At 59.1% G+C, this 26,878-nt stretch carries 17 protein-coding genes; 8 read left to right on the top strand and 9 right to left on the bottom strand.

What is annotated here, in order from left to right; genetic code table 11:
* Positions 1-25 precede the first annotated feature (25 nt).
* The 6 genes from GM154_RS16650 to GM154_RS16625 form a co-directional block, all read right to left on the bottom strand.
* A complete protein-coding gene (locus GM154_RS16650) occupies positions 26-379 on the bottom strand; it encodes an L-rhamnose mutarotase (RefSeq protein WP_219652836.1) in 354 nt (117 codons plus the stop codon).
* Positions 376-1,152, bottom strand: coding sequence for an SDR family oxidoreductase (locus GM154_RS16645; protein WP_010797502.1), 777 nt, complete (start codon positions 1,150-1,152; stop codon positions 376-378). Before GM154_RS16645 ends, GM154_RS16650 begins: the two co-directional genes overlap by 4 nt.
* On the bottom strand, positions 1,149-2,024 hold the full coding sequence (locus tag GM154_RS16640) for an amidohydrolase (RefSeq protein WP_219652835.1): 876 nt from the start codon (positions 2,022-2,024) through the stop codon (positions 1,149-1,151). Before GM154_RS16640 ends, GM154_RS16645 begins: the two co-directional genes overlap by 4 nt.
* Before the next feature lie 100 nt (positions 2,025-2,124).
* On the bottom strand, positions 2,125-3,411 hold the full coding sequence (locus GM154_RS16635) for an L-fuconate dehydratase (RefSeq protein WP_010797504.1): 1,287 nt from the start codon (positions 3,409-3,411) through the stop codon (positions 2,125-2,127).
* Between the two features lie 150 nt (positions 3,412-3,561).
* Positions 3,562-4,410, bottom strand: coding sequence for an ureidoglycolate lyase (locus GM154_RS16630; RefSeq protein WP_219652834.1), 849 nt, complete (start codon positions 4,408-4,410; stop codon positions 3,562-3,564).
* A 39-nt stretch (positions 4,411-4,449) separates the two neighbouring features.
* On the bottom strand, positions 4,450-5,190 hold the full coding sequence (locus GM154_RS16625) for an SDR family oxidoreductase (protein WP_219652833.1): 741 nt from the start codon (positions 5,188-5,190) through the stop codon (positions 4,450-4,452).
* 180 nt (positions 5,191-5,370) lie between these two features.
* Here GM154_RS16625 and GM154_RS16620 point away from each other — a divergent pair, with 180 nt between their 5' ends.
* Positions 5,371-6,138: a FadR/GntR family transcriptional regulator gene (locus tag GM154_RS16620; RefSeq protein ID WP_219652832.1), complete on the top strand. Its 768-nt coding sequence runs from the start codon at positions 5,371-5,373 to the stop codon at positions 6,136-6,138.
* A gap of 6 nt (positions 6,139-6,144) precedes the next feature.
* Here the strand turns inward: GM154_RS16620 and GM154_RS16615 are convergent, their stop codons facing one another.
* On the bottom strand, positions 6,145-6,882 hold the full coding sequence (locus GM154_RS16615) for an SDR family oxidoreductase (protein WP_219652831.1): 738 nt from the start codon (positions 6,880-6,882) through the stop codon (positions 6,145-6,147).
* A gap of 200 nt (positions 6,883-7,082) precedes the next feature.
* Between GM154_RS16615 and GM154_RS16610 the strand changes: the two genes are divergently transcribed.
* The 6 genes from GM154_RS16610 (at position 7,083) to rmuC (ending at position 21,665) form a co-directional block, all read left to right on the top strand.
* On the top strand, positions 7,083-8,147 hold the full coding sequence (locus GM154_RS16610; protein WP_219652830.1) for a glycosyltransferase family 4 protein: 1,065 nt from the start codon (positions 7,083-7,085) through the stop codon (positions 8,145-8,147).
* A 20-nt stretch (positions 8,148-8,167) separates the two neighbouring features.
* Positions 8,168-10,312 (top strand): amylo-alpha-1,6-glucosidase, encoded by a 2,145-nt coding sequence (locus GM154_RS16605; protein WP_258019874.1) that lies wholly within the window; start codon positions 8,168-8,170, stop codon positions 10,310-10,312.
* 205 nt (positions 10,313-10,517) lie between these two features.
* Positions 10,518-14,009, top strand: coding sequence for an exodeoxyribonuclease V subunit gamma (gene recC / locus GM154_RS16600; protein WP_219652828.1), 3,492 nt, complete (start codon positions 10,518-10,520; stop codon positions 14,007-14,009).
* Positions 14,006-17,707, top strand: coding sequence for an exodeoxyribonuclease V subunit beta (gene recB / locus GM154_RS16595; RefSeq protein ID WP_219652827.1), 3,702 nt, complete (start codon positions 14,006-14,008; stop codon positions 17,705-17,707). The genes recC and recB overlap by 4 nt, the downstream gene beginning before the upstream one ends.
* Positions 17,708-17,838: 131 nt before the next feature.
* A complete protein-coding gene (recD, locus tag GM154_RS16590) occupies positions 17,839-19,833 on the top strand; it encodes an exodeoxyribonuclease V subunit alpha (RefSeq protein ID WP_219652866.1) in 1,995 nt (664 codons plus the stop codon).
* A 245-nt stretch (positions 19,834-20,078) separates the two neighbouring features.
* Entirely contained in the window at positions 20,079-21,665 is a 1,587-nt protein-coding gene (rmuC, locus tag GM154_RS16585; RefSeq protein ID WP_219652826.1) for a DNA recombination protein RmuC, read from the top strand.
* A 42-nt stretch (positions 21,666-21,707) separates the two neighbouring features.
* Here rmuC and GM154_RS16580 read toward each other — a convergent pair whose 3' ends face one another.
* Positions 21,708-23,021 (bottom strand): MFS transporter, encoded by a 1,314-nt coding sequence (locus GM154_RS16580; RefSeq protein WP_258019872.1) that lies wholly within the window; start codon positions 23,019-23,021, stop codon positions 21,708-21,710.
* Positions 23,022-23,641: 620 nt separating this feature from the next.
* Entirely contained in the window at positions 23,642-25,564 is a 1,923-nt protein-coding gene (locus GM154_RS16575) for an AAA family ATPase (RefSeq protein ID WP_019366627.1), read from the bottom strand.
* A gap of 432 nt (positions 25,565-25,996) precedes the next feature.
* On the opposite strand from GM154_RS16575, the gene GM154_RS16570 reads away from it, so the two are divergent.
* On the top strand, positions 25,997-26,782 hold the full coding sequence (locus tag GM154_RS16570) for an NAD-dependent deacylase (protein ID WP_219652825.1): 786 nt from the start codon (positions 25,997-25,999) through the stop codon (positions 26,780-26,782).
* Positions 26,783-26,878: the final 96 nt, after the last annotated feature.

Raw genomic sequence — 26,878 nt, 5'->3', positions numbered from 1 at the left:
CGCTCACACATCAAGCAGGACGTGTCTAATCCAGGGCCGGTTGCTCAGCCAGCGCGAAGATTTTTTGCATCGGAATCCATTTGCTGCCCTGCGGCGTCCAGGGTGTCGGTGTCTGGTATCGCCACATCAGCGCTTCCCATTCCTGCACCTTGGGATTGGCCGCGGCGGCGGCTTCGAAGGCATCTACACTGAAGTCAGCACTGACATCCATGATCATGAACAGGCGCGTGCCGAGGCGGTAGATCTGCATGTCCTGCACACCGGCGTTACGCAGATGGGTGATGATCTCGGGCCAGATACGCGCGTGCAGCTGCTCGTATTCGGCAATGAGCGCAGGGTCATCCTTGAGGTCCAGCGCCATGCAGTAGCGAGTGCTCATGTGAGTGCCCTGTCCAGATGCATATAGCCGCCATCGACCGTGAGCCATTGCCCGGTGGTATGGGCAGCGCGAGGTGATAGAAGGAAGACGACCGTGTCGGCAATCTCCTCGGGAGTGGTCATGCGCTTGCCCAGCGGAATCTTGCTGACGATCTTGTCCAGTTTGTCTTTAGGATCGTCAAAGGTGTTCAGCCAGTTCTCGTACAAAGGCGTCATGACCTCGGCCGGGATGACTGCATTCACGCGGATGCCATCAGCCAGCAGCGAGGCGGCCCATTCTCGAGTAAGGGACAGTTGTGCGCCTTTGGCGGCGGTGTAACCACTGGTGTTGCCCTGGCCGGTGAGCGCGGTCTTGGAGCTGATATTGACGATGCTGCCCTGGCTATCCCGAAGGGCGTCGAGGCAGAGATGGGTCATGACGTAATAATGAATGAGGTTCTTTTCCAACGACTGGATAAACGCCTCGCGTCCAGCCTCAAGACTGACCCCGTCGTTGACCCCGGCGTTGTTGACCAGTCCGTCCAGGCGGCCGAATCGGGTCAAGGTTTGCTCGACGGCTGCGCGGCAAGAGATTTCATCGCACAGTTCAGTCTGGATAAAGAGTGTCTGTGGCTGAAGCGCGTCCAGCTTGGCGGCGAAGTCATCTTCCAACGGTGTGCGGCTGACAATCACTGGGATAGCGCCTTCGTCAGCCAGACCGAGGGAAATGGCGCCGCCGATCCCTGAGCCGCCGCCGGTTACGATAAAAACTTTTCCATCCAGATGCAGGTTCATGCGGCGTGCTCCTGTGCATTGACCGTAAGGCCATACAGGCGAATTGCATTGCCGCCCATGATGGCGGACTGCTCGGCGGATGAGAGGGGCGCGATGGCCAGCTGAGCCAGGGCATGGACATGGTCGTACTCGCCCGCCAGCCGGCACACCGGCCAGTCCGATCCGAACAGCACGCGCTCCGGGCCGAACAGCTCCAGCGCCTGGTTCATGTAGGCGACCAGATAGTCCGGTCGCCAGGTTGTCCAGCCAGCTTCGGTAATCAGGCCGGACAATTTGCAGTACACATGGGGCAGGGCGGCCAGTGGCGCGAGCTGCTCAGCCCAGGTTTGCAGGTTGCCGTGTGCGATATCGGGTTTGCCCAGATGATCAAGCACCAAAGGTTGGCGATCATGCCTTCGGGCAAAGGTGTACGCGGCCTTGAGCGAGGGGGACTTGATAAGGATTTCATAGAGGTAGCCGCGGGCCTGAATAATGGCCACACCCTTGTTGAATGCGGTGTCGGCGAGAAAGGCATCCGGGTCCGCTTCGTCCTGGATCTGGTGGCGAAAGCCACGCAGGCGCGGCTGGCCTTGCCAGCGATCGAGCGACTCAAGCAGGTTGGGCGCTTGTAGATCTACCCAACCAATAACGCCGGCAATCCACGGATGTTTCGCAGCCAGCGCCAGCAGTGCGTCAGTCTCCTCCTCGCATTGCCGGGACTGAACGGCAATGCATCCCGCCATCTGGTGTTCTTTAAGAAGCGGCTCGAGATCCGAGGGCAGATAGTCGCGCTTTAACACTGACATGCTGTTGTCGATCCAGCGGTACTGATCCGGCTCGTAATGCCAGAAGTGTTGATGTGCGTCGATTCTGGGTATTTCAGGGCGTGTCATTGTTATTGTCTCCTGAAAGCAGTGGGCGGCGGGATCGGTGAGGCTGGTCCCTCCGATATGCTCGTTGAGTAAAAGGGTAGGCCCTCTACTCAACCTGCCGCTAAGTGTTACGGGGAAACCGATACTGCTGGCGCGAGGCCGGTTTCATGGTGATCGAAAATCCTGGTGCCTGGGGCGGCAGGTAGGCGGGGCCCTTCATGACGCAGGGGTCTTCGAAATGCTCATGAAGATGATCGACATACTCCACAACGCGCCCTTCATGCGTGCCCGCCACGCACAGGTAATCGATCATCGAGATATGTTGCACGTATTCGCACAGTCCAACGCCGCCGGCATGGGGGCAGACAGGTAGCTCGTACTTGGCGGCCATCAGCAGCACAGCAAGCACTTCGTTCAAACCACCCAGACGACAGGCGTCGAGCTGTACTACGTCGATGGCGCCACGCATGATGAATTGCTTGAACAGGATGCGGTTCTGGCACATCTCGCCGGTAGCCACCTTGACCGGGGTAATACCCTCTTTGATCGCGCGATGACCTTCTACGTCGTCCGGGCTGGTGGGTTCCTCGATGAACCAGGGCTTGGCAAACGACAGCTTGTTTACCCAATCGATGGCCTCGTTGACTTCCCAAACCTGGTTGGCATCGATCATCAAGTGTCGGTTCGGGCCTATCACTTCACGGGCAATGGTGACGCGGCGGATATCGTCCTCAAGGTCACGGCCGACCTTGAGCTTTACATGAGAGAAGCCGGCATCGATGGCCTCCTGACAGAGGCGGCGGAGTTTGTCATCCGGATAGCCAAGCCAGCCGGCAGAGGTGGTGTAGCAGGGGTAGCCATGGGCCTTGAGCAGGCCGATGCGTTCTTCTTTGCCTTTGGCGCGCTCCGTGAGCAGTTGTATCGCTTCTTGCGGTGTGATGCAGTCGGTGATGTAGCGAAAGTCGACGCACCGTACGAATTCTTCCGGCGACATGTCGGCGACCAGCTGCCAGACCGGCTTGCCAACCTGCTTGGCCCACAGGTCCCAGGCCGCATTCACGACGGCACCGGTCGCCAAGTGGATGGCGCCCTTGTCCGGACCGATCCAGCGCAGTTGGCTGTCGCTGGTCATGTGGCGCCAGAAGCGGCCCATGTCCGCCGTGATCCATTCCAGATCAAGCCCTTTAATCTGACCTTCCAGTGCCTGAATGGCCGCACAGCAGATCTCGTTGCCCCGGCCAATGGTAAAGGTCATGCCGTGGCCTTCGAGCCCAGGCTGGTCGGTTTCAAGAATCACATAGGCGGCAGAGTAATCGGGATCGGGGTTCATGGCGTCCGACCCGTCCAATGCCTGGGACGTAGGAAAACGAATGTCCTCTACGCGAAGACCGGTGATTGTTATTGTCATATCGGTTCTCCGGAAGCCCTTGATGCCGGGCTTGTCAACGCTGTGTTGGAGGCCCGCTCAAAAGCTCTTCATATGAGAGCGCATGTTGAGCGGGCGCTTCTCCGGGCGTGCGACGCGGTTAAACGTCCCAATCACCCGAAGGGTATGGTTTCAGTCAGCCTGAACCGTGCGCTGCTTCTGCTCGCCCAGGCCCGCGATGCCCAGGCGCATTTCCTGGCCGGGCTTCAAGTAGACTGGTTCGGGCTTGATGCCCAGACCTACTCCAGGCGGGGTGCCCGTGGAAATGACGTCACCCGGTTGCAGGCTCATGCAGCGGCTCAGGTAGGCGATCAGCTCCGGCACCTTGAACACCATGGTACGGGTATTACCGTTCTGGTAACGCTTGCCATCCACTTCCAGCCAGAGGTCGAGCGCGTGCGGATCGGCTATTTCATCCTTGGTCACAAGCCAGGGGCCGAGCGGGCCGAAGGTGTCGAATCCCTTGCCCTTATCCCAGGTGCCGCCACGCTCAATCTGCCACTCACGCTCGGATACATCATTGATTACGCAATAGCCCGCTACATAATCCATGGCGTTGGCTTCGTCGATGTAGCGCCCGGCCTTGCCAATCACCACGCCCAGCTCAACTTCCCAATCGGTCTTGGTGGAGCCACGCGGGATCTCCACGTCGTCGTTCGGGCCACAGATGGCGCTGGTCCACTTGTTGAAGACCACCGGCTCCTTGGGGACGTCAAGACCGGACTCGGCCGCATGGTCGGCGTAGTTAAGACCGATACAGATAAACTTGCCGACACGGCCGACGCAGGGGCCGAGGCGAGGGGAACCGTTCACAATGGGCAGGCTACTCGGATCAATGTTCCTGAGCGTGGCGAATCCTTCAGCAGTGATGGCCTGACCGGCGATGTCATCAATATGGCCAGAGAGGTCACGAATCTGACCCTGAGCATCCAGCAGGCCCGGCTTCTCCTGACCTTTTTCCCCGTAACGCAGCAATTTCATGAGCGGTTTCCTTGTGCAATAAGAGTGTGTGCGGTGGCCTTAAGCGACCCATCCGCCATCGATAACGTTGATGGTGCCCGTTGTGAAGCCTGAAGCCTCTGACCCCAGATAGAGCGCCAATGCGGCGATCTCCTCCGGTTTGCCGATTCGGCCCATGGGTTGGCGGGACACAAACGCAGCATAGACCTCGTCTTCGGCTCGGCCTTCCTGCTGGGCTTGCGCCGCAATACGCTGGCGCAGGGAAGGCGAGTCGACCGTGCCGGGGCAAATGGCGTTGCAGCGAATACCCTTGGCGACGAAATCAGCCGCTACGGATTTAGTCAGGCCGAGAACAGCAGCCTTGCTGGCGCAGTAAGCAAAGCGATTCGGGACGCCTTTCACGCTAGACGCCACCGACGACATGTTGATGATCGAGCCGCCGCCGTTTTCGATCATGGCCGGTAGAAAGGCACGAATCATCCGGTACATGGCGGTAACGTTCAGATCGAAGGAGAACTTCCAGGCCTCTTCATCACAGTCGAGAATGGTGCCGCTGTGCACGTAACCGGCACAGTTGAAGAGCACATCAATAGCGCCTAACTCACTGGCAAGTGCCTGGATAGCATCGGGCTGAGTGACATCAAGAACATGGGTACGAACATTGGGAAGCTCGGCGAGGGCGGTAGCGTTGATATCGACCGCAATGACGTCAGCGCCCGCTTCGGCAAAGGCCAGGACGCTGGCCCTGCCAATTCCTTGAGCAGCGGCGGTGACGAGGACACGTTTTCCAGCAACGGACATGAGAGCCTCCTGTTTTTATTATTCGTATGGATGACCCGCTTGCGTTAACCGCTGCTATGCTGGGGGCATATCGAGCGGCTAATGGTCAGGCCATTGGTCCTCTGGTTTAGCAGTGAGTCAGCGGCTGCGCAAGTTTTTTCTGTAGCGCAAGCGACGCGATGTATACCAGTGGGATACGTGATGCCAATACAAACAATTGAAAATCCAAGGCTTTATCGTCAGATCGCCGATCAGCTGCGCAGCCTGATCGACAGTGGCGAATTTCCTCCTGGGAGTCGCCTGCCGGCCGAGCGGGAGCTGGCCAAGCAAATGGGCGTAAGCCGGGCCTCGGTACGTGAGGCACTTATCGCGCTGGAGGTCATTGGCCTGGTGGATGTGCGGGTCGGTAATGGCGTTCTGGTCTGCACCAATGACCAGTGCCCGGCGGACGATGCGCCGGTGATGGAGCTGGCGGCGCGCGGCCAGTGGGTAGGGCCTGATCCTGAGCTGGATGTGCAGGTGGATTTCAATGCCGAAATCCCGCCGTTCTCACTACTTCAGGCGCGGCAGCTGATCGAGCCGGAAGCGGCGGCCCTGGCTGCGATCAATGCCAGCGAAGAGGAGTTGGCCGGTATTCAGGCGGCCTATGAGCGCAATGTGCAGGACAACCGCGAGGGCTCGACGACCCATCCCGGCGATCGCCTGTTTCATATCCGCATCGCCCAGGCCAGCGGTAATCCAGCCTATGCCCTGATGATCCAGCATCTGCTGGGGCACCGCTATGGCTCGATGTTTCAGCGCTTGCAGGCACACTATACCCCTGAGGACATGCCCCATCGCTCTGAGGACGAGCATCTGCGTGTACTGAAGGCTCTGCAGGCCCGCAATGCGCAAGAGGCGCGCTCCGCCATGCGGGCGCACCTGGATGAGGTGATTCGGATCTTTTCTCGCGGACAGGAGGCGGAGTAATCGCCTTTATTCCATGGCTGTCGGCCTGAGCAGGATCTCGTTGATATCGACCGCTGCCGGTTGACCGATGGCAAAGGCAATGGACTGGGCGACCGACAGGGCGGGGATAGCCATTTCATGAATGTGCCGCACGCTTTTGGCAACGTCTTCGTCCGTTACGCTATTGGGCAGCTCCGTGTCGACCGGGCCGGGTGAAATGATCGTGCTGCGGATGTTGTAGGGCGTCATCTCCATGCGCAGCCCTTCGGCAATCGCGCGTACGCCGAATTTGGTTGCCGAATACACGGCACTGGTCGGGCGCACCCGATGGCCGGACAGGGACGAGACATTAATGATGTGTCCGCTCTTCTGCTGCTGCATGATCGGCAGGACCGCCGCAATCCCGTAAAGCGTGCCCTTGAGGTTGATATCGATCATGCGCTCCCAATCTTCGACCTTACGCTGATCGAGTCGCGAGTTGGGCATGATACCCGCATTATTGATCATCACATCGACCCGCCCAAAGGCCGTAATGGCTGCCTGGATAAGCGACTCGACGTCATCCCGCTTGGCCACATCCATCTGCACCACCTCAACGCGACCGCCAGCGGCTCGCAGCTCCTCGGCAATGGCGTTCAGTTTATCCAGCCGACGGGCACCCAGGACGACAGCTGCGCCCTCTGAACTCAATAGCCGTGCGGTGGCTTCGCCAATGCCACTGCTGGCACCGGTAATGACAATGACCTTGCCTTTTATGTTGCTCATGGCTGTTACCTGAATCGACTGGTTTACGAGGGAGTGCCTGAACGCAGGGAGGTTCCAGGCATTGGTCAGCAGAGCGGCCTTTGCCACTCGGCAGCGCTTGAAATTTATTGTCTGATCCTTACATTTTTCCGCGGCATTTTTGCCAGCGAACATTCGCACCTTTCTGGCCTTGTTCATCCTTTTTTCAAGGAGATTAATTGATGAAGATCGCGCAGATTGCCCCCTTGTACGAGGCCGTTCCGCCAAGTCTCTACGGCGGAACGGAAAGAGTGGTGGCTCACCTGACCGATGCGCTGGTCGAGTTGGGTCATGAAGTCACTCTGTTTGCATCCGCTGACTCCCGCACATCAGCCCAACTTGTGCCCGGTTGCGAGCGGGCGCTACGACTGGACCCTGCACCGCTCAAGTCTGATATTGCCAGTCACTTGAGCATGCTGCACACGTTGCGGGAGCGGGCCGATGAGTTTGATGCCCTGCATTTTCATGTGGATCTGCTGCATTTCCCCTTGTTCGAGCCCTTGGCCGAGCGGACTCTGACTACTCTCCACGGGCGGCTCGACCTCAAGGGATTGCCGGAAGCCTACCGGCGTTGGCACCGGTTCCCGCTGGTGTCCATTTCTCACCATCAACGCACGCCACTGGCTTTTGCCAACTGGCACGGCACGGTGCACCACGGTCTGAATGCGTCCACGTACCGGTTCCATGAGCAGATGGGCGAAGGGTACTTGGCATTTCTGGGCCGCATTTCTCCAGAGAAACGGCCTGATCGGGCGATTGCCATTGCACGGCAGGCAGGTGTTCCCATCAAGTTGGCGGCCAAGGTGGACAACGCCGATCGCAAGTACTTCGAACAGGAGATCAAGCCGCTTCTGGATGATCCGCTGGTGGAGTTCATTGGCGAAATTGGTGACAGTGAAAAATCTGAATTTCTGGGTAACGCGCGGGCGCTGCTCTTTCCCATCGACTGGCCTGAGCCGTTCGGGCTGGTAATGATCGAGGCCATGGCCTGCGGGACGCCGGTGATTGCCTGGCACTGTGGCTCAGTGCCAGAAGTCGTGGAACCGGGCGTGACCGGGTATATCGTAACGAGTGAGGAGCAGGCCGTGGAGGCGGCGCGACAGGTCCTGACTCTGGATCGGCGTCGGGTTCGGGAGGTGTTCGAGCAGCGCTTCTCCGCCACGGCCATGGCCAGACACTATCTGGAACTGTACCGGCAGCTGCCGGGCAATCGGAACACTGAAGTCAACTTCAAACAAACGGCGTAACGACCATGGGTGAAATCCTTATGTCTGATCAGTCAGCACAGCAAGGAAGCGAGGTCGAACAGGCTCGTTATCCCGAACGCCTGTTCGTGCTCATGGAGGGTGATACGTTTGTCGTGGCAGATGCCTATGGCGACATGGGTGGGCGGGACGATGGCTTGTTCCATAACGATACCCGCATCGTGTCCCGTTATCGGTTGACCGTGGCGGGGAGGCGACCCTCGCTGCTGTCAGCGTCGGTCAGTCAGGATAATGTCTACTTTACCTCCCATCAGACCAACCAGCCGTTGCCGCGGCTGGGTGAAAGCACGACGCCCGAAGGCGTGATTCACATCGAACGCAAGCGCTTTGTCTGGAAGGGGTATGTGCATGAGCGCATCCTGCTGGCCAACTACAGTGACTTGTCTACTGAGGTGCCGCTGGAGCTCGAGTTTGGCGCGGACTTCCGAGACATGTTTGAAGTGCGTGGACAACAGCGTAGCCATCGGGGCGAGCAGGAGCATACCCAGATGGCCGAGCGCAGTGTCACGCTACGGTACCTTGGGCTCGATGAGCAGCCGCGCCGTGCTGCCATCAGTTTTTCCGAACAGCCTGTTGAGTTAAGCGAGCAAGGCGCGCAGTTCAGGGTGGCTCTGGAAGGACGTGGAAGCTGGGAGCTGTATATCGACATTGGACCAGAACCGGCTCAGCCTTCGCGGGCACGTTATCGGCAGGCCGCTGCACAAGCGCGGCGCAGTATGCGCAGGCGACAGCGGCGGGGTGCTCAGGTCAAGGCATCTGGCCGTCTGTTCCAGGCGTGGCTGGAGAAGTCCCGTGCGGACCTGGCGCTGCTCACAGCGGAGCTGCCTAGCGGGCCGTATCCCTACGCCGGTGTACCCTGGTACTCAACACCTTTCGGCCGTGATGCCATCATCACGGCGCATCAGGTGCTCTGGTTGAATCCTGAGCTGGCCCGTGGGGTGCTGTCTTACCTTGCGCAACATCAGGCTCATGAAACGTCGAGCTTCCGGGATGCCGAGCCTGGCAAGATCATGCATGAGACGCGCAAGGGCGAAATGTCGGCGCTGAACGAGCTGCCGTTCGGTCGCTATTACGGCGGGGTGGATACCACACCACTGTTCGTCATGCTGGCTGGAGCCTATGCCCGGCGTACGGGCGACCGGGCATTCATCCAGGAAATCTGGCCCGCACTGCAAGAGGCTATTCGCTGGGTTGAGGGTAATGCCGAGCGTAACGCACAGGGGTTCATCAGTTATGCCCGTGCAGAAGAGAGTGGTCTGGCCAACCAGGGATGGAAGGACAGTCATGACTCGATTTTCCATGCCGATGGCCGTACACCGGATGGTCCGATCTCACTGATTGAAGTGCAAGGGTATGCTTATAAGGCGTATCTGAGCATGGCTGAACTGTCGGAATGGCTCGGTGAGCAGGACAAGGCCGCGCACTGGCGCACACGGGCCGAGCATCTGCGGGCAGCGGTGGAAAAGCATTTTTGGCTGGAGGGTCGGCAGTTCTATGCCCTGGCCCTGGATGGCCATGGCGAGGCATGTGCGGTTCGAGCCTCCAATGCAGGCCACCTCTTGTTTACGGGGCTGCCTCAACTGGCGCGTGGTCAGGCCGTTTCGCAACAGCTCTTGTCCCGCGCCTTCAATTCCGGATGGGGCGTACGGACCCTGGTGCCAGACGCTGTACGGTTCAACCCCATGTCCTATCACAATGGCTCGGTCTGGCCACATGATGTGGCCCTGTGCGCCGCCGGTATGGCGCGCTATGGTGAGCGGGAAGGGGTGGTACGTCTGCTCGGAAACATGTTTGAAGCCGCGGCCCATTTCGGTATGCGTTTGCCAGAGCTCTTCTGCGGTTTCGAACGTGCGCCGGGCGAAGCGCCGATTGCCTATCCGGTGGCCTGTCTACCCCAGGCGTGGGCCGCCGGCTCGGTATTTATGCTGCTACAGGCTTGCCTGGGCGTGGAGATCGATGGGCACACCGCAAGCGTCACGATCACTCAACCCCGCTTGCCGTTTGGCATCGACCGTATTCAGCTGAAACGGCTACGCCTGGGCCAGCAGGAGATAGACCTGACCTTCCAGCGGCTCGGCGAGCGTGTGGTCGCGTTTGTAGACGGCCAATACGGACCTCAGCCGGTCCGGGTTGATATACGTCTTTGAGTCGATGGCAGGGCTGGCCCGGCTGGCCCTGCCTGCTCAACAGACGAGCGGTAAGACGCCCGTCTGCCGTGGTATTGCTGAGGTCAAGAAAGCGCTATTCAGCACGAAAACCTTACCGGTGGCTTTGAACAGGTCTGGCTCTTGAGCCGTGATCTCCGTACGCTTCGCCTTTTTTGCAGTTCCAGATCTACCCAGAGGCTTATTCATGCAGGACGCGGCTCATCTGACGCCCGGTTTTATGGTCGTTCACGGCAATCGTCTGGAGGACCTGCGCAATCTGACTGTTGCCTGGATGCGCCATCATCCCCTTGGGCCTTTGGAAAACGAGCAGGTGCTCGTGCAGAGTAACGGCATCGCCCAATGGCTCAAGCTGGCCCTGGCCGAAGACCCGACGGAGGATGGCGAAGGCGGCTGCGGCATTGCGGCGGCTATTGATGTACAGCTGCCGTCGGCTTTCTTATGGCGAGTGTACCGACAGGTCTTGGGTCGCGATACCGTTCCGGCGTCTTCCCCGCTGGATCGTACGCCGCTGACCTGGCGTCTAGTGCGGCTGCTGCCCAGCCTGCTTGAACGTCCAAGCTTTGCCTCACTGCGCCGCTTCCTCGATGAAGACAGCGACATGCGCAAGCGCTACCAATTGGCAGAGCGTCTGGCCGATCTCTATGACCAGTATCAGGTGTACCGCGCCGACTGGCTGGAAGACTGGGCCAACGGCAAGAATCAACTGAACAAGCTGCGTGATGGCGCCGTACCGCTGCCGCCGATATGCCAATGGCAGGCAGAGCTGTGGCGTGCCTTGCTGGCGGATGTGGGCGATGACGGCATGGCGGAAAGCCGGGCGGGGGTGCATCAACGTTTCATCAATACCATGAAAGCGCTGGAACAAGCGCCTTCGCACCTGCCGCGGCGGGTCGTTGTATTTGGTATTTCCTCAGTGCCCGCCCAGCTCCTGGAAGCCTTGGCTGCCCTGGCGCGGTTTAGCCAGGTATTGCTCTGTGTTCACAACCCGTGCCGCCACCATTGGGGTGACATCGTGGCGGACAAGGACCTCTTGCGCCACGAATACAAGCGGCAGCTGCGCAAGCCCGGCATGCCCACTGCGCTTGATCCGGACGAGTTGCATCAGCACGGCCACCCGTTACTGGCCAGCTGGGGTAAGCAGGGGCGTGACTACATTAACCTGCTGGATAGTTTTGATGAGCCGGACGGCTACCGTCGCCTGTTCCATGATGTAAACGGCGGACGGATCGACCTGTTTGAAGAGGTCGAGCCCCAGCACATGCTGGCGCAATTACAGGACGATATTCTCGATCTGCGCCCCTTGAGTGAAACCCGCGAGCGTTGGCCGGCCGTCAATCCCACTAAAGATCAGTCCATTCGTTTCCACATAGCTCACAGCCCGCAGCGCGAGGTGGAAATTCTCCACGATCAGCTTCTGGCGCGCTTCTCGGAAGACCCTACGTTGCGTCCGCGGGACGTCATCGTCATGGTGCCGGACATCGACAGCTATGCGCCCCACATTCGCGCCGTGTTCGGGCAGCTGGACAGCCATGATCCGCGCTTCATTCCGTTTACGTTAGCGGATCAGGGGCAGCGTGGTCGTGATCCGCTCCTGATTGCACTGGAACATCTCCTGCGTTTGCCGGAAAGCCGCTTTTCGGTGAGCGAGATCCTTGACCTGCTGGACGTCCCGGCCCTGCGCAAGCGCTTCGGCTTGAATGACACCGACCTGACGACCCTGCATCGCTGGATCGAGGGTGCCGGTATCCGCTGGGGTTTGGATGCCCGGCAGCGGGCACGGCTGGATCTTCCGGATGATCTCACCCAAAACACATGGCGTTTCGGTCTGCGGCGCATGTTGCTGGGGTATGCCGTGGGGCAGGGCGTGGCACGGGATGAAATCGAGCCGTTCGACGAGATTGGTGGCTTGGATGCTGCCCTGGTCGGCCCGCTGGTTACCTTGATGGATGCGCTGGACAAGGCCCATGACGAGCTGGCCGAGCCTGCCACTCCTGCAGTATGGGGCGAGCGTCTGCAAATGGTGCTGCGCACGTTCTTCGTGTCTTCCAGCGAACGTGACGAGTACTTGCTTGGCCAGCTGGAGCAGCTGCGTGAAGACTGGCTGGACACCTGCGAGGCGGTCCAGTTGGACGAAACGTTGCCGCTTACGGTGGTGCGTGAGGCATGGCTCGCCGGGTTGGATGAGGGCAAGCTGTCCCAGCGTTTTCTGGCAGGCGCAGTGAATTTCTGTACCCTTATGCCCATGCGTGCCATTCCATTCCGGGTGGTGTGCCTCCTGGGTATGAACGATGGCGATTATCCACGCGCCCAGCCGCCGTTTGACTTTGACCTGATGGGCAAGGACTATCGCCCCGGCGATCGCTCCCGCCGTGAAGACGACCGCTATCTGCTATTGGAAGCACTGCTGTCTGCCCGTGATCAGCTCTATATCAGCTGGATTGGCCGTAGCATTCGCGACAACAGTGAGCGACCGGCCTCCGTTCTGCTAGGCCAGTTGCGTGATCATTTGGCCGCAGGTTGGACGTTGATAGATGAGGGTCCTGATAAGGAAAAGGGTAAGGAGGGCGAGCGCTTGCTTGAGGCGTTGACTCAGGAGCATCCGCTACAGCCCTTTAGCATCCGCTATTTTCAGGGCGAGCCGGGCTTTTTCAGCTATGCCCGCGAGTGGCTTGCCGTGCACGACAAGCAGCCGTCGCGAGGCCAGGAACCCATACTTCCGCCCCATGAGCAGGACGAGCCGCTGAGCCTGAATCAGCTACAGGATTTTCTGCGCCATCCGGTGCGGCATTTCTTCTCCCAGCGGCTCAAGGTGCATTTCGAAGAAATTGCCATTCCGACCCAGGACAAGGAACCCTTTGTACTCGACGGCCTGACCCGGTATGCCTTGAGCGAAAGCCTGCTTGATGCCGCCTTGAAGGCACCGGAACGCGCCGAAGAGGCGCTGCGTGCCCAGGGGCAGCGGTTGCAGCGCAGCGGTCTCTTGCCACTGGCAGGCTTTGGTGAGCTGATGCAGCAGGAGCTGATCCAGCCACTGCCTGACTTGCTTGAACGCCATACCGGCCTGCTGGTGGCGTGGCCGGAAGAGGTGACAGGTGCACAGCCGCTCAGCTTCGAACACAAGGGGCTACGCCTGGAGGGTTGGCTTGAGCGGTTACGTCGCCGCTCGGATGGCAGCCTGATTGCAATTACACCTGTTCCGAATGAAATCGGTTCGGCCAAAACACGTAAGTGGTATCGCCTGATCCGACCGTGGATCGTGCATCTGACGGCCTCCGCCTGTGGCGTGCCGCTTACGACAGCCTTGGTGGCTACCGATGAGACCCTGATGCTCGCTCCGCTGGAAACCGCCCAGGCAGCCGCTGCGCTACGTGATCTTTTGCTCGCTTGGCAGCGTGGCATGTGTTGTCCACTGCCGGTCGCGGTAAAAACGGCGTTTGCCTGGCTCAATGCCGAGCAGGACCCCGTCAAGGCGCAAATGGCGGCTCGTAAAGCCTATGAAGGTGATGGTGTAAACAGCCTGGGCGAGCGAGCTGAAAGCCCAGCCTTGATGCGTCAATACCCGGACTTCGCTAGTCTGACCGCCAGCGAGGAATTCGAGGGCTGGTGCAACGCCTTGTATCGCCCCATGTTCGAGGCGAGATGGTACGACCAGCCAGCACAAGGAGCCGCCGCATGACTACACCACAGAACCGGCCGCTCGCGTTGCGCTTCCCCTTGCGCGGTAGCCAGCTGATCGAGGCGAGCGCAGGCACCGGCAAAACATTTACCATCTCCGCGCTGTATGTGCGCCTGGTTCTCGGGCACGGCGACGAAGACACCCGCTTTAGCCGCGAGCTGCTGCCACCGCAAATTCTGGTCGTGACCTTTACCGACGCAGCCACTCGTGAACTGCGCGATCGAATCCGTGCGCGCCTGTTCGAGGCCGCCCGCTATTTTCGTGGCGAGATTAATGCTCCCGACGCGTTGATCGAAGCGCTACGGGCTGATTTTTCTGAAGAGCAGTGGCCCGGCTGCGCACGCAAGCTGGAAATGGCCGCACAATGGATGGACGAATCTGCCGTTTCCACCATTCACAGTTGGTGTCAGCGCATGCTGCGCGAGCATGCGTTCGACAGCGGCAGCCTGTTCAATCAGACCCTGGAGACAGACCACAGCGAGCTATTGGCTGAGGTCGTTCGGGATTACTGGCGGCGGTTCTGCTACACCCTGAGCGGTGAATCACTGGCCTGGGTGCGCGAACATTGGGTCAGCCCTGACCAGTTGGCAGAATCCGTACGCGAGCTGATCGTGGGCGAGACGCAAGGTATTGCCGACCAGGAGCCGGGCACGCTGATCGATGAGTGCCTGACGCGCAAGCGAGGACTGCTCAAGGCGCTAAAGGCACCGTGGGCGGCCTGGGCTGAAGAGCTGCGCCTGTTGTGTGACGACGCCTGTGCCCGCAAGGTGGTGGATGGCCGCAAGCTCAAGGCGCAGTGGTATGTCCCCTGGTGCGAAAAGATCACCGCCTGGGCGCAGGATGAATCCGCTGAGCTGCTTGATATCGGCAAGGGCTTCGAGCGTTTCACACCTGAGGGCTTTGCCGAGGTCTGGACCAAGGCTTCTGCGCCCAATCATCCGGCCCTGGAGGAAATGAGCCGGCTCAAGGCCGCATTGGACAGCCTACCCAAACCGGACGTTGAACTCCTGCAACACGCCGCGCACTGGATCAAGCAGCGCTTCATTCTGGAAAAGCGCCGCCGTGCGGAAATGGGCTTCGATGACCTCCTGGCCCGTCTGGACGTTGCCCTCCAAAGCGATGGTGCAGGAGAGCGTCTGGCTGAACTGATCCGCGAACAGTTTCCGGTGGCCCTGATCGACGAATTCCAGGACACCGATCCGGTGCAGTACCGCATTTTCGAGACAATTTATCGTATTGGGGAGAACCGCCAGGATATCGGTCTGTTCCTGATTGGCGATCCAAAACAGGCCATTTATGCGTTCCGTGGTGCGGACATCTACACCTACCTGAAGGCACGCTATTCCACCGAAGGACGCCTGCATACACTGGATACCAACTATCGCTCCAGCGAGGCCATGGTGGCTGCCGTCAACCAAGTATTCGAGCAGGCCGAGCAGCATGAGGAGGGACGCGGCGCCTTTCTGTTCCGTAAAGACGGTGAAAATCCGCTGCCGTTCCAGCCCGTCAGAGCACAGGGTCGTAAGGAACGCCTGGTGGCCGAGGGGCAGGGGATCCCGGCGCTAACCCTCTGGCACTCCAACGAGATCGAGCCGGTTTCCAAAACCGCTTACCTCGGACAGCTGGCACAAGCGGCTGCCAGTGAAATTGTGCGCCTGCTCAATCTGGGGCAACAGGACAAGGCCGGTTTCGAGCACCCGGAAAAAGGCCTGCGTGGACTGCGTCCGGCAGATATCGCCGTGCTGGTGCGTGACGGCATCGAGGCCCAGGCCATTCGCAGTCAGCTGGCGGCCCGTGGGGTACGTAGCGTTTATTTGTCGGACAAAGACTCGGTCTTCAACTCTCAGGAAGCACACTGCCTACTCTCCTGGCTGCGTGCGTGCGCCGAGCCGGATGTCGATCGTGTGCTCCGTGCCGGGCTGGCCAGTATCACGCTGGACCTGCCGCTGGCCGAGCTGGACAGGCTTAACCACGACGAGCGCGCCTGGGAGTCACGGGTCATGCAGTTCCGCCACTACCGGACCCTCTGGCGTACCCAGGGCGTGCTACCCATGTTGCGCCGTTTTCTGCATGACTTTCAGTTGCCGCAAACACTGATGGCACGGGTTGACGGTGAGCGTGTACTGACCAACCTCCTGCATCTGGCGGAGCTTCTGCAACACGTGGCGACCGAGCTGGATGGTGAGCAGGCCCTGATTCGCTATCTGGCGGAGCACCTTACCGAAGGTCATACCGCCGAGGAGCAGATCCTGCGCCTTGAAAGTGATGAGGCATTGGTCAAGGTTGTTACCATTCACAAGTCCAAAGGCTTGGAGTATCCACTGGTCTTCCTGCCCTTTATCTGCTCGTTCCGTCCAGTGGACGGCAGCCGTATTCCGGTGCGTTATCACGACCTCGACGGCACACCCAAGATGACCCTGACGCCGGATGCCGAGGTGATCATGGCTGCAGATGAAGAGCGTCTGGCCGAGGATCTGCGCCTGCTGTACGTTGCCCTGACGCGTGCACAACACGCCTGCTGGATGGGCGTGGCTGACCTTAAGCGCGGTCAGAGCAAGGAGTCGGCTTTCCACCGCTGCGCCCTGGGATATCTCACGACCGGAGGAGAGGTGCTGTCGTCCTCGGGTGTGTTGGCGGGCATGTTGGAAGAGATGACAGGTAAACTGCCGGCCATCTCGGTGGGGCCGCTGCCGGAAATCACCACTGCACGCTTCGCGCCTCGCGAAGAAGTGCGGCCTGAACTCAAGGCCTGCCAGCCACGGCGCGTAGTCGCGGAGCACTGGTGGATTGCCTCTTATAGTGCGTTGCGCATCGGCGAGCTGACTGACGAGGCAGAGACCGCCGTTCTGCATACCGACCTGTCACCCGAAAGCCCGGAAGCACAAAAACTGTTCGACGATGACCGCCTGGACGATGACGCCCAGCCCGCCACAGCTAGCAGCGGAGTCGACCTGCATCGGTTCCCCCGCGGCCCGGGTCCGGGAACGTTTTTGCACGGTCTGCTGGAGTGGGCGGGTAATGAGGGTTTTGCGAACATAGCCGAACAGCCCGAGCTGATCGAAGACACTGTGGCACGCCGTTGCAACCGGCGCGGCTGGGAAGGCTGGATTGCTACCCTGAGCGATTGGCTGAAAGAGCTGCTGACAAGGCGTCTACCGCTCGGCTCAACGGGCTCGTCTGTGACGCTGGCCCAGCTTGCGCACTACCAGATCGAAATGGAGTTCTGGTTCTCCACCCATCGGCTGGAGGCGGAGGCCCTCGATCAGCGGGTTCGTCGCTATGTCATGCCAGGCAAGCCACGGCCCTCGGTTGAGCGAAGCCTGCTTAACGGCATGTTCAAGGGATTTGTCGATCTGACGTTCGAGCATGAGGGTCGCTATTACGTAGCGGACTATAAGTCCAACTGGTTGGGCGCCGATGATACCGCTTATACCCAGGAGGCCATGGCGGGCGCTGTGCTGGAGCATCGCTACGACCTTCAGTACGTCATTTATCTGCTGGCGCTGCATCGCCAGCTCAAGGCGCGTCTTCCAGACTACGATTACGACCGTCACATGGGCGGTGCTCTTTATCTTTTCCTGCGGGGCAGTCGTGCTGCCAGCAAGGGCGTGTTCTTTACTCGGCCACTACGTGAGCTGATCGAAGAACTCGACCTGTGCTTTCAGGGAAGTCCTCAACTGACCGGGGAATACGCATGACTCAAGAACAGCTTTCCTTATTCGATACGGCCTTTGCCGACGAGCCTGCACCCGACACTGCAGCCGCTGCGCCAGTCAAGATAGCTACTGCACCGGCGTCCCATACACCGGACTTCCGGCCGCTTGAACGCATGGCGGATCTGTTTTTGCTGCTGGACCGCTGGGTTGAGCGAGGGTGGCTTAGGCCGCTGGACCGCGCCTTTGTATCCTTTCTTTATGAGCTCGACGGGCAGAGCCACCCGAGCGTGATGCTGGCAGCGGCATTGACCAGCCATCAGCTGGGCCATGGGCATGTGTGTCTGGATCTCGCCGAAACCTTGGGCAACCCGGACATGGCATTATCGCTGCCACCGGAGGGCGATGAAGACAGGCAACCGGTGCTGCTGCCTTCCGAGGTACTGACAGCTCTCAACGTAGCGCACTGGCTGAGTGCGCTGGAGGCCAGTCCTATCGTGGCCATCGGTCAGGTGGATGACTGTCCGCTGGTGCTCGATGGCCAGCGGTTATATTTGCGCCGTTACTGGAGCTATGAGCGCCGTGTCAGCGAATGCCTGCGGCTGCGTCTCTCCGGCCTGGGGTCTGTGCCGGATGACCTTTGCACACGCTTGGCTGCGCTGTTTCCCGAGCGTCCATTGATCGATGGCAAGAACGTGACCGACTGGCAGAAGCTGGCCTGTGCCCTGGCGGCGCGAGGCGCGTTCAGCATCATCACCGGCGGTCCGGGTACCGGCAAGACCACTACAGTTGTCCGGCTTCTTGCGCTGCTTCAGGCTCCGGCTGTCGAGAAGGGAACGCCCATGCGTATCCGCCTGGCCGCACCCACAGGTAAGGCCGCCGCACGGCTGACCGAATCCATCGGGCGGCAGGTACAGTCGCTGGGTGTAAGCGAGACCGTTCGGCCGCATATTCCCGTGGACGTTACTACGGTGCACCGGCTGCTTGGTAGCCGCCCGGATACCCGTCATTTCCGCCATCACGTCAGCAACCCGCTGCCGCTGGATGTGCTGGTCGTGGATGAGGCGTCCATGATCGATCTGGAGATGATGGCCTGCCTGCTCGACGCACTTCCGCAGCACGCGCGGCTGATCTTGCTGGGCGATAAGGATCAGCTGGCCTCGGTCGAGGCAGGCGCCGTTCTGGGCGATCTGTGCCGTGATGCCGAGCTGGGCTATTACACGCCGGAAACTCGCGCGTGGCTGGAGGAAATCTGCGGGGAATGCCTGAGCGACGAATCGCTGGAAGACGGTCACGAGGAGCATCATGCCCTGGCACAGCAGGTCGTCATGCTACGTCATTCTCGCCGGTTCAATTCCAGCAGCGGTATCGGCCAACTGGCACGCCGGGTAAATCTTCAGGAGGCCAGCAGTGCACGTGAGCTGTTGGTCAAAAGGACCTACGATGACCTGTTCTGCCTGCGGCTGCGCGATGCCGAGGACAGGGCACTGGAAAAGCTAGTGCTGGATGGTCACTCACCCAAGGGGCCCCACGGCTACCGGCATTATCTGAGTATGATGCAGGCGCTTCGGCCCAGTTACGACCTGCCGATGGATGATCCTGTCTGGGACGCCTGGGCCAAAGCCGTGCTGGACGCATTTGATGAGTTCCAGTTGCTTTGTGCGGTACGTAAAGGACCGTGGGGTGTGGAGGGACTTAACCAGCGGATCGCCAAGGCGTTGCTCAGTGCCGGGCTTATCAGCCAGGACCAGGGCTGGTACGAAGGGCGCCCGGTGCTCGTGACCAAGAATGACTACAGCCTGAACCTCATGAATGGCGATATCGGCATTGCCTTATGTATGCCCGAGCCTGCCAATCGATCAGGCAAGGCAATCCGGGTCGCATTCCCGCGCAACGACGGTAGCGGCGGTCTGCGCTTCATTTTGCCGAGCCGGTTATCTGCCGTGGAAACCGTGTTTGCCATGACAGTACACAAGTCCCAGGGCTCCGAGTTCGCGCATACGGCGCTGATCCTGCCGGATACGATCAGCCCAGTGCTGACCAAGGAGCTGATCTATACCGGTATCACCCGGGCCCGGGACTGGTTCAGCTTGATCGAATCTAAAACAGGCGTTTTTGAAGAGGCGGTGTCCCGCCGGGTCAGGCGCTTGAGTGGGTTGATGCTGATGTAAGCCCGTTCATATGTAAAACGTATCGGCCTTGGCCTCGGCGTGGAGCGCCTTACCCAATCTGTATGCGTTGCAGGTTGGGTGGGGCAGGCTTGGGAGTTATCGCTGACGTGGCGGCTGGCGGTACAAATGCTACCAGGCTGCTCTACAAATAATCCTTTCGCGCTAAAACCGGGCCGTAGGCACTGGACGGGCTCATCCGGCCCACATAAGGTGCGAGCTTTGATGTATCCGTTGTGAGGCTGGCTATGAATTCGCTGAACCTGATCTCCCTGGTGTTGCCGCTGGTGGCTCTGCTGGGGTGGGGCGTCACGGCAGCGTTGCTGGTCAGACAGCAGCAAGGTTTGCAGGCGCGCCTTCAGGAAACCCAGGAACTGATCGAGGCAGAGCGCAGTGAGGCCCAGCGGTTGGAAGTGGCCAACAGTCGGCAGGCGGTTGAGCTGAATGCCGAGCGTGACCGCATAAAGCAGCTGAAAGAGCAGATCGAGATGCTTCGGCAAAGCGAGACGGAGCTGCGTGGTCAGGCGCGTCAGGCGCAGTTAGAGATGTCAGATCACCGTGCTGCGTCTGAGGCGGCGCGCGCGCAGCTGGACGGCCTGCAGCAGCAGCTTGCCGAGCAGCGCACCCAGCAGGCCCGCGAGCAGCAGATGCTTCGGGAGATACAGACACGGCACGCCCAGCTGGTGGAAGAACATGCCACCTTGCGGACCACGCTTGAGCAAAAAGAACAGCATTTCCTTGAGCAGACTCAGCTCCTGAAGGAAAGCCGCGAGCAACTCAAGGCTGAATTCGAGCAACTGGCCAGCCAGATCTTCGAGGCGAAGGGGCAGACCTTTTCCCAGCACAGCCAACAGTCGCTGGATGCGTTGCTCAAGCCGTTTCGCGAGCAGATTGATGCCTTCCGCACCAAAGTTGAAGATATTCACCACAAGGACACCCAGCAGCAGGCCGCTCTGGCGCAGCAGCTGTTCGATCTAAAAGAGCTTAATCGGCAGATCACGCAGGAGGCCCATGAGCTGGCGACCGCCCTGAAAGGCCAGAAGAAAGCTCAGGGCAACTGGGGTGAGCTGATTCTTGAAAACGTGCTGGAGCGCTCCGGTTTGCGTCAGGGCACCGATTTCATGCGTGAAGTCAGCTTTACCACCGAGACAGGCCGTCGTCGGCCGGACGTCCTGGTGTATCTGCCCCAGAACAAGCATCTCATCATTGATGCCAAGGTCTCGCTCAACGCCTATACCCGCTACATCAATTGTGAAGACGAGGCCGAGCGCCGAATCGCGCTGGCGGAGCACGTGCGCGCGGTAGGAGAGCGCATCCGCGAGCTGTCGGATCGCGAATATTTCAAGCTGCCGGGACTCAATGCGCCCGAGATGGTTTTCATGTTCGTACCCATCGAGTCGGCGTTTGTCGAAGCCCTCAAGGCAGACGAGACCTTGTTCCAGCGGGCCATCGAACAGAATGTGCTGGTCGCAACCCCGACCACCCTGCTGACCAGCCTCAATATTGTCCGGCAGCTCTGGCGCTTCGAAGACCAGAGCCGGCACACCGCCGAATTGGCAGACCGTGCCAGCAGGGTATACGACAAGCTACGGACCTTTCTGGGAAGCATGGACGGTATTGGCAAGAGCCTGGAAAAAGCCCAGGAGGCTTATCACAAGGCCTGCGGGCAACTCGTTAGCGGGCAGGGCAACCTGGTCAAGCAGGTCAACGATTTCCGCGCGTTGGGCGTGTCCGTCAAAGCCGAGATCGATGAGCAGTGGGCAGAGCGGGCGGACCTTGAACTGAACCTGATTTCCCTTGAGGAAGAGTCGGTGTTTCAGGAACGAGAGGTATAAAAAAGCGCGGCACAGGCCGCGCTTTTTTATTCAGGAGCAGGCTCAGCTCTTGGCTGGCTCGGCGCCAGTGAGTGCCTCGTTCGCATTAACCGGCTGCGTGTCGGTCAGGTGAGAGCGGTCGGTCGCCACGTTCCACACGATCAACGCCGCCACGATGTCGAAAATGGCCAACACGATAAACAGTGGGCTGTAGCCTACCTTGGTCACCAGCACGCCGAAGACAAACGTGAACGCCGCGGCGCCCAGGTAACCGAACATGCCGCCCATGCCGGTAGCCGTCGCCACTTCATTCTTGCCGAATGCGTCAGCAGTCACCGAGTACAGCGCTCCTGAAAGCGTCTGATGGGCAAAGCCACCGATGCAGAGCAGGGCAATCGCGGTGTACGGGCTAGCCACGAGACCAGTACAGGCTGGTGCGATCATGCAGAAGGCACCCAGCATCAGTACGATCTTGCGCGAGGTGAACAGCGAGACCTTGAGGTGCTTGTGGAAGAAGGGGCTCATGTAACCGCCCAGCACGCAACCGATGTCTGCTGCCAGGAAGGGAAGCCAGGCAAACAGAGCCACTTCCTTAATGTTCATGTGACGTTCGGTCATCATGTACAGCGGAATCCAGGCGTTGAAGGTCTGCCAGGCCGGCTCGGACAGAACGCGCGCCGCTCCAATGGCGAAGAAGTTACGGCTGGTCAGAATCTTTTTCCAATTGGCTTTGGCAGGCGTCTCATCCTTGTGCTGGGCTTCCTGGCCCGAAAGGATATAGTCCCGCTCGGTGTCGGACAGCAGTTGCTGCTGACGCGGATGTTTGTAGAACACTAGCCACAGGGCGCTCCATACAATGCCGAGCACGCCCACGATCAGGAACGCCAGCTCCCAGCCGCTCTGCAGGATGGCCCAGACCACCAGCGGCGGTGCCAGCAGAGCGCCTACCGATGAGCCGATGTTGAACCAGCCAATGGCGACCGAACGCTCCTTGGCAGGGAACCACTCGGAGGTAGCCTTCACACCTGCGGGGATACCGGCCGCTTCTGTCAGCCCCAGTAAGCCCCGGAAAAACGCAAGCCCTTGCCAACCGTTGGCCATGGCCGCTGCTGCGCACGCCACTGACCAGGCGATAGCGAAAATCGCAAAGCCCAACTTGGTACCGATGGCATCCAGCAGATAGCCTGCAATAGGCTGCATGAAGGCATAGCAGAGCTGCCAGGCGATTACGATGTGAGAATACTCTTCGGCGCCAAAATCGAGCTCTTTCATCATGGTGGGCGCTGCCACCGACAAGGTATTACGGGCCAGGTAGTTGACGATCAGACCGCCCGTGACAAGGGCGACCATCCACCAGCGGATTCCTTTTATTTTCATGACACACCTTTAATTGTTCTTAATGGTTGAGCTGTGCTGCAGGGCAGGGCTAAAGCGTTGAAACGCCGCAATGCGTAATCAAATGCTGCGTTCGAAACAGGACATACAAGGCGAGCAACGGGCTCGAAGCGTTCGGCGTGATATCGCCATAAAGGGGCCTAAACACGGCCAATGAATAACGAAATGATGCGGATCGGAGGAAACGTGCATGAGGCACGATGGATTCGAGAGGCGGATGTATGACGTCTTTGATTTGACGCCGGACCTGCAGGTGATGCCAAGCAAGCGTGACAGATGTAGGCCTGTCAACAGGTTTACAACCGCGCTAGTAGGCGGGTTTACCTCTGCGCGATAAGTAGTCGGTGCCACACGGTTTCGAATAGGTGTAATCGCTGCGAGGGCCATAGCGCTACATATCCATTTGTTATGATTGTTGTGTCATACGTCGTCATACAACTGGAAATATTATGTAACGTTCCCTTGTTACTTTGTCAATTCAGACTATCGCCGAAAGGCAGACGGTTTTGCTTTCTACGGTAAGAAATTGCAGATTTTTCCCAATAAAAAAGCCCGCGGTGTTCACCACGGGCTTTTGGGATCAGCGAGAGCTGCGGCGGAAATTAATCCAGCGTCCAACCGCTCATGGCTGCGTTCTGGGCACGCTCGGGATCGGCCTTGATGGCGCGATTGAGGGCCTTGACTGCCTCGCTACCGCCATGGGCAGCCAGAGCCTGCATGACATCCTCGCCCGGGATCGTCTCGTGCTCGAGCAGGCCTTGGGTAATGCTGTCCAGGGCCGGACGCAGGCGCTGCAACAGGGCCATGCATTGATCGTTCAGGCGATGCAGGAGCTCATCTGCGGCCTCGATGGACGTATTTGCATCGTATTCAATGCCGGCATCACGCAGTGCCTGAATGCTGATCAGCGAGCCTTTCGGTCCCATGCCCAATGAACCCACCATCGACAGGGCCAGCTTGGAGGCTTCCTGAAGGTCCTGGGCCGCGCCCGAAGATACTTCATGGAAGTAGATCTGTTCGGCACAGCGGCCGGCGAGCAACATCTGGATACGAGCCTTGAGTTCAGATTCCAGATGCAGACGCTTGTCTTCCACGGGTGTTACCAGCGTCACACCCAAGGCCTGACCACGGGGCAGGATGGTCACTTTCTCGACACGTCCAGTGTTGAGCGCCGCTGCTACCAGGGCATGGCCGGCTTCGTGTACGGCAATACGGGTCCGCTCGGTATCGCTCAGCGGCGTGACAGCAGTAGGCTGCTCACCGATACGGCAGGTCTCGATCGCATCCACAAAGTGGCTCATGCTGACCTGAGTGCAGTTCTCACGTGCCGCCAGCAGCGCCGCATGGTTGGCAATGTAGGCAATGGCTGCAGGTGTCAGGCCAACGGTGTTACGGGAAAGGGCCTCGAAGTCCAGATCGCCCTGCACCTGAATTTTCTTGGCGTACAGGCGGAACAGCTCGATACGGTCCTCCAGGGTTGGCAGGCCGACCGCAATGGTCCGGTCGAAGCGGCCTTCACGCACCAGTGCCGGGTCTAGCGAGTTGGCAAAGTTGGTCGCACCCAGGACAAGCACGCCGCTAGAGCCATCGAAGCCGTCCATCTCGGTCAGGAACTGGTTGATGATGCGGTTAGCTTCCGCGTCGCTTGAGCGGGACTGCTCGGCACGCTTGCCAATACCATCGATTTCGTCGATGAAGATGATGCACGGAGCCTTCTTGCGTGCCGTACGGAACAGGGACTTCACTTTCTGAATGCCCACTCCAAAGAACATCGAGGAGAAATCACTGCCCGTCACCTGGATGAAATGCGCGTTGCATTCCGTAGCCAGTGCTTTGGCCAGCTGGGTTTTTCCTGTGCCCGGCTCACCAGTCAGCAAGACACCCTTTGGCGGGCGTGCGCCCAGTGCCGAGAAGGCGGCAGGGTTACGCAGGCAAGTAGTGATGTCCTCCAGTGCACGCTTGGCTTCATGGGCCCCAACGACATCCTCGAAGGAAACATTCGTTCCCTTGCGCTGGATCTTGAACGGGCTCATAGCGCGGAACGCCAGCGGTACGGCCAGCAGAAGCAGCAGCAGATAGGTGGGCAGGTTGGCCAACAGGCTTTCCATGACCGGACTGCGCTCAGCCGATTCGGCAAAGGTCGCAACCGGGAACAAGGTCTCGCCACGGTTCGAGTAGTCACGCAAAACCAGATCGCCGACCCGGCCAGAAGGATCGGCTACCGTGTAGTGAGCATTGGCCGTGGTAGTGATATACACCGCTTTTTCGCCAATCACAGCACCTGCAATGGCGTTGCTGCGCATGTCGTTGACCAGAACGGACAAGTCCTGCGGATGGTCTGTCCACGGTTGTGGTGCCGTGCGGACCGTATCAAGCATCGCTTGAACCGAGCCGGGGGCTGCTGTGCTGACAGTTGCCTGACCAGACGTCAGGCTCCAATAACCGATACTGCCAGCAATTACTGCAGCCAAGGCCAGCGCGGGAATAACAGTGAAACGATGCTTACTAAAAAAGGATTTCTTCATGGCGATTCCGGTGAGGCGAAACGTCAGCAAGAGAAAAATACTCTCGCTCGAAGGGAACTTCCGGATTATCGGCATGTAGCGCAGCGAGTGAACCCGCTCTTGTCGAAATACGATGAGTGGCGGCACCGTCGGTCGAGTTTGAAAACGATAAGGTATCTGTTGGTAAAAGAAAAATGAGAACTTTGAGCAATTGTGTAGCGTATTTACACAAGTGCTCTGGCATGCACTTCCCATTAAAAAGGTAGCGCCTGCCGCAAAAACTGGTTACGTTTCAACTGGCAAATTCATATTAATTGGCTACAACTGGATAAGCATTTCATATTCAGACAAGAACGTTTTATTCACCAATAGGACCTTTGGTGAAAAAAGACCGGAAAGGCCTCTTTATAAAAGCAGGATCGGCCCACTCATGGAAAGATTGGAACAGATGTTATGAGCCAAACCCCATCCTCTACGTCCCTGGCGATAGATGAAGCGCTGAAACACTGTATTCGCGATGCACAGCACGTGGTGTTCTTTACCGGTGCAGGCGTATCGGCCGAAAGCGGCATTCCCACCTTTCGAGATGCACAGACCGGACTCTGGGCAACGTTCGATGCCACCGAACTGGCAACCCCCGAAGCCTTTGAGGCGGATCCGGCCCTCGTCTGGGGATGGTACGAATGGCGTCGTATGAAGGTGCTGAATGCTCAGCCCAATCCGGCCCATCTTGCCATTGCCCGTCTGGCCCAGCACTTTCCACGCGCTACCGTCGTTACCCAGAATGTCGATGATCTGCACGAGCGTGCCGGGAGTGGCGATGTACTGCACCTGCATGGCAGCCTGCATCAGCCGCGCTGTTTTGCCTGCGGCACCGGCTATTCGTTCGAGCGTGAAATACCGGTTGAACCAGATCAAGGTCGTCGTGTCGAACCGCCACGCTGTTCCAGGTGTAATGGTTCTATAAGGCCGGGCGTCGTCTGGTTTGGCGAGTCGTTACCGGTACAGGCCTTGCAGCAGGCATTTGATGCGGCAGCCCAGTGTGATGTCCTGTTTTCCGTCGGTACATCCGGTGTGGTCTACCCGGCCGCTCAGATGCCTCATATTGCGCGTGATGCCAATGCCGCGGTCGTTCATATCAATCCGCAGCCGGTTTCAGGAGCACATTCCGATGACTGGACGTTGATTGGTGCAGCAGGTGATCTATTACCTAAGTTGGAAAGAGAAGTCTTTTCCTGATGTATCTCGTTACGTGAATACAGTCCTGTTTCATAAAGTGTTCACGTTGGTTCTTGAGAATTCTGTTGTTTCAATCCAGCCTGCTGAATATTCAAC

This window comes from Pseudomonas sp. MAG002Y (genome assembly GCF_019400845.1).
GTDB classification, from domain to species: domain Bacteria; phylum Pseudomonadota; class Gammaproteobacteria; order Pseudomonadales; family Pseudomonadaceae; genus Chryseomonas; species Chryseomonas luteola.
This window is presented reverse-complemented; position numbering and strand designations above follow the sequence as displayed.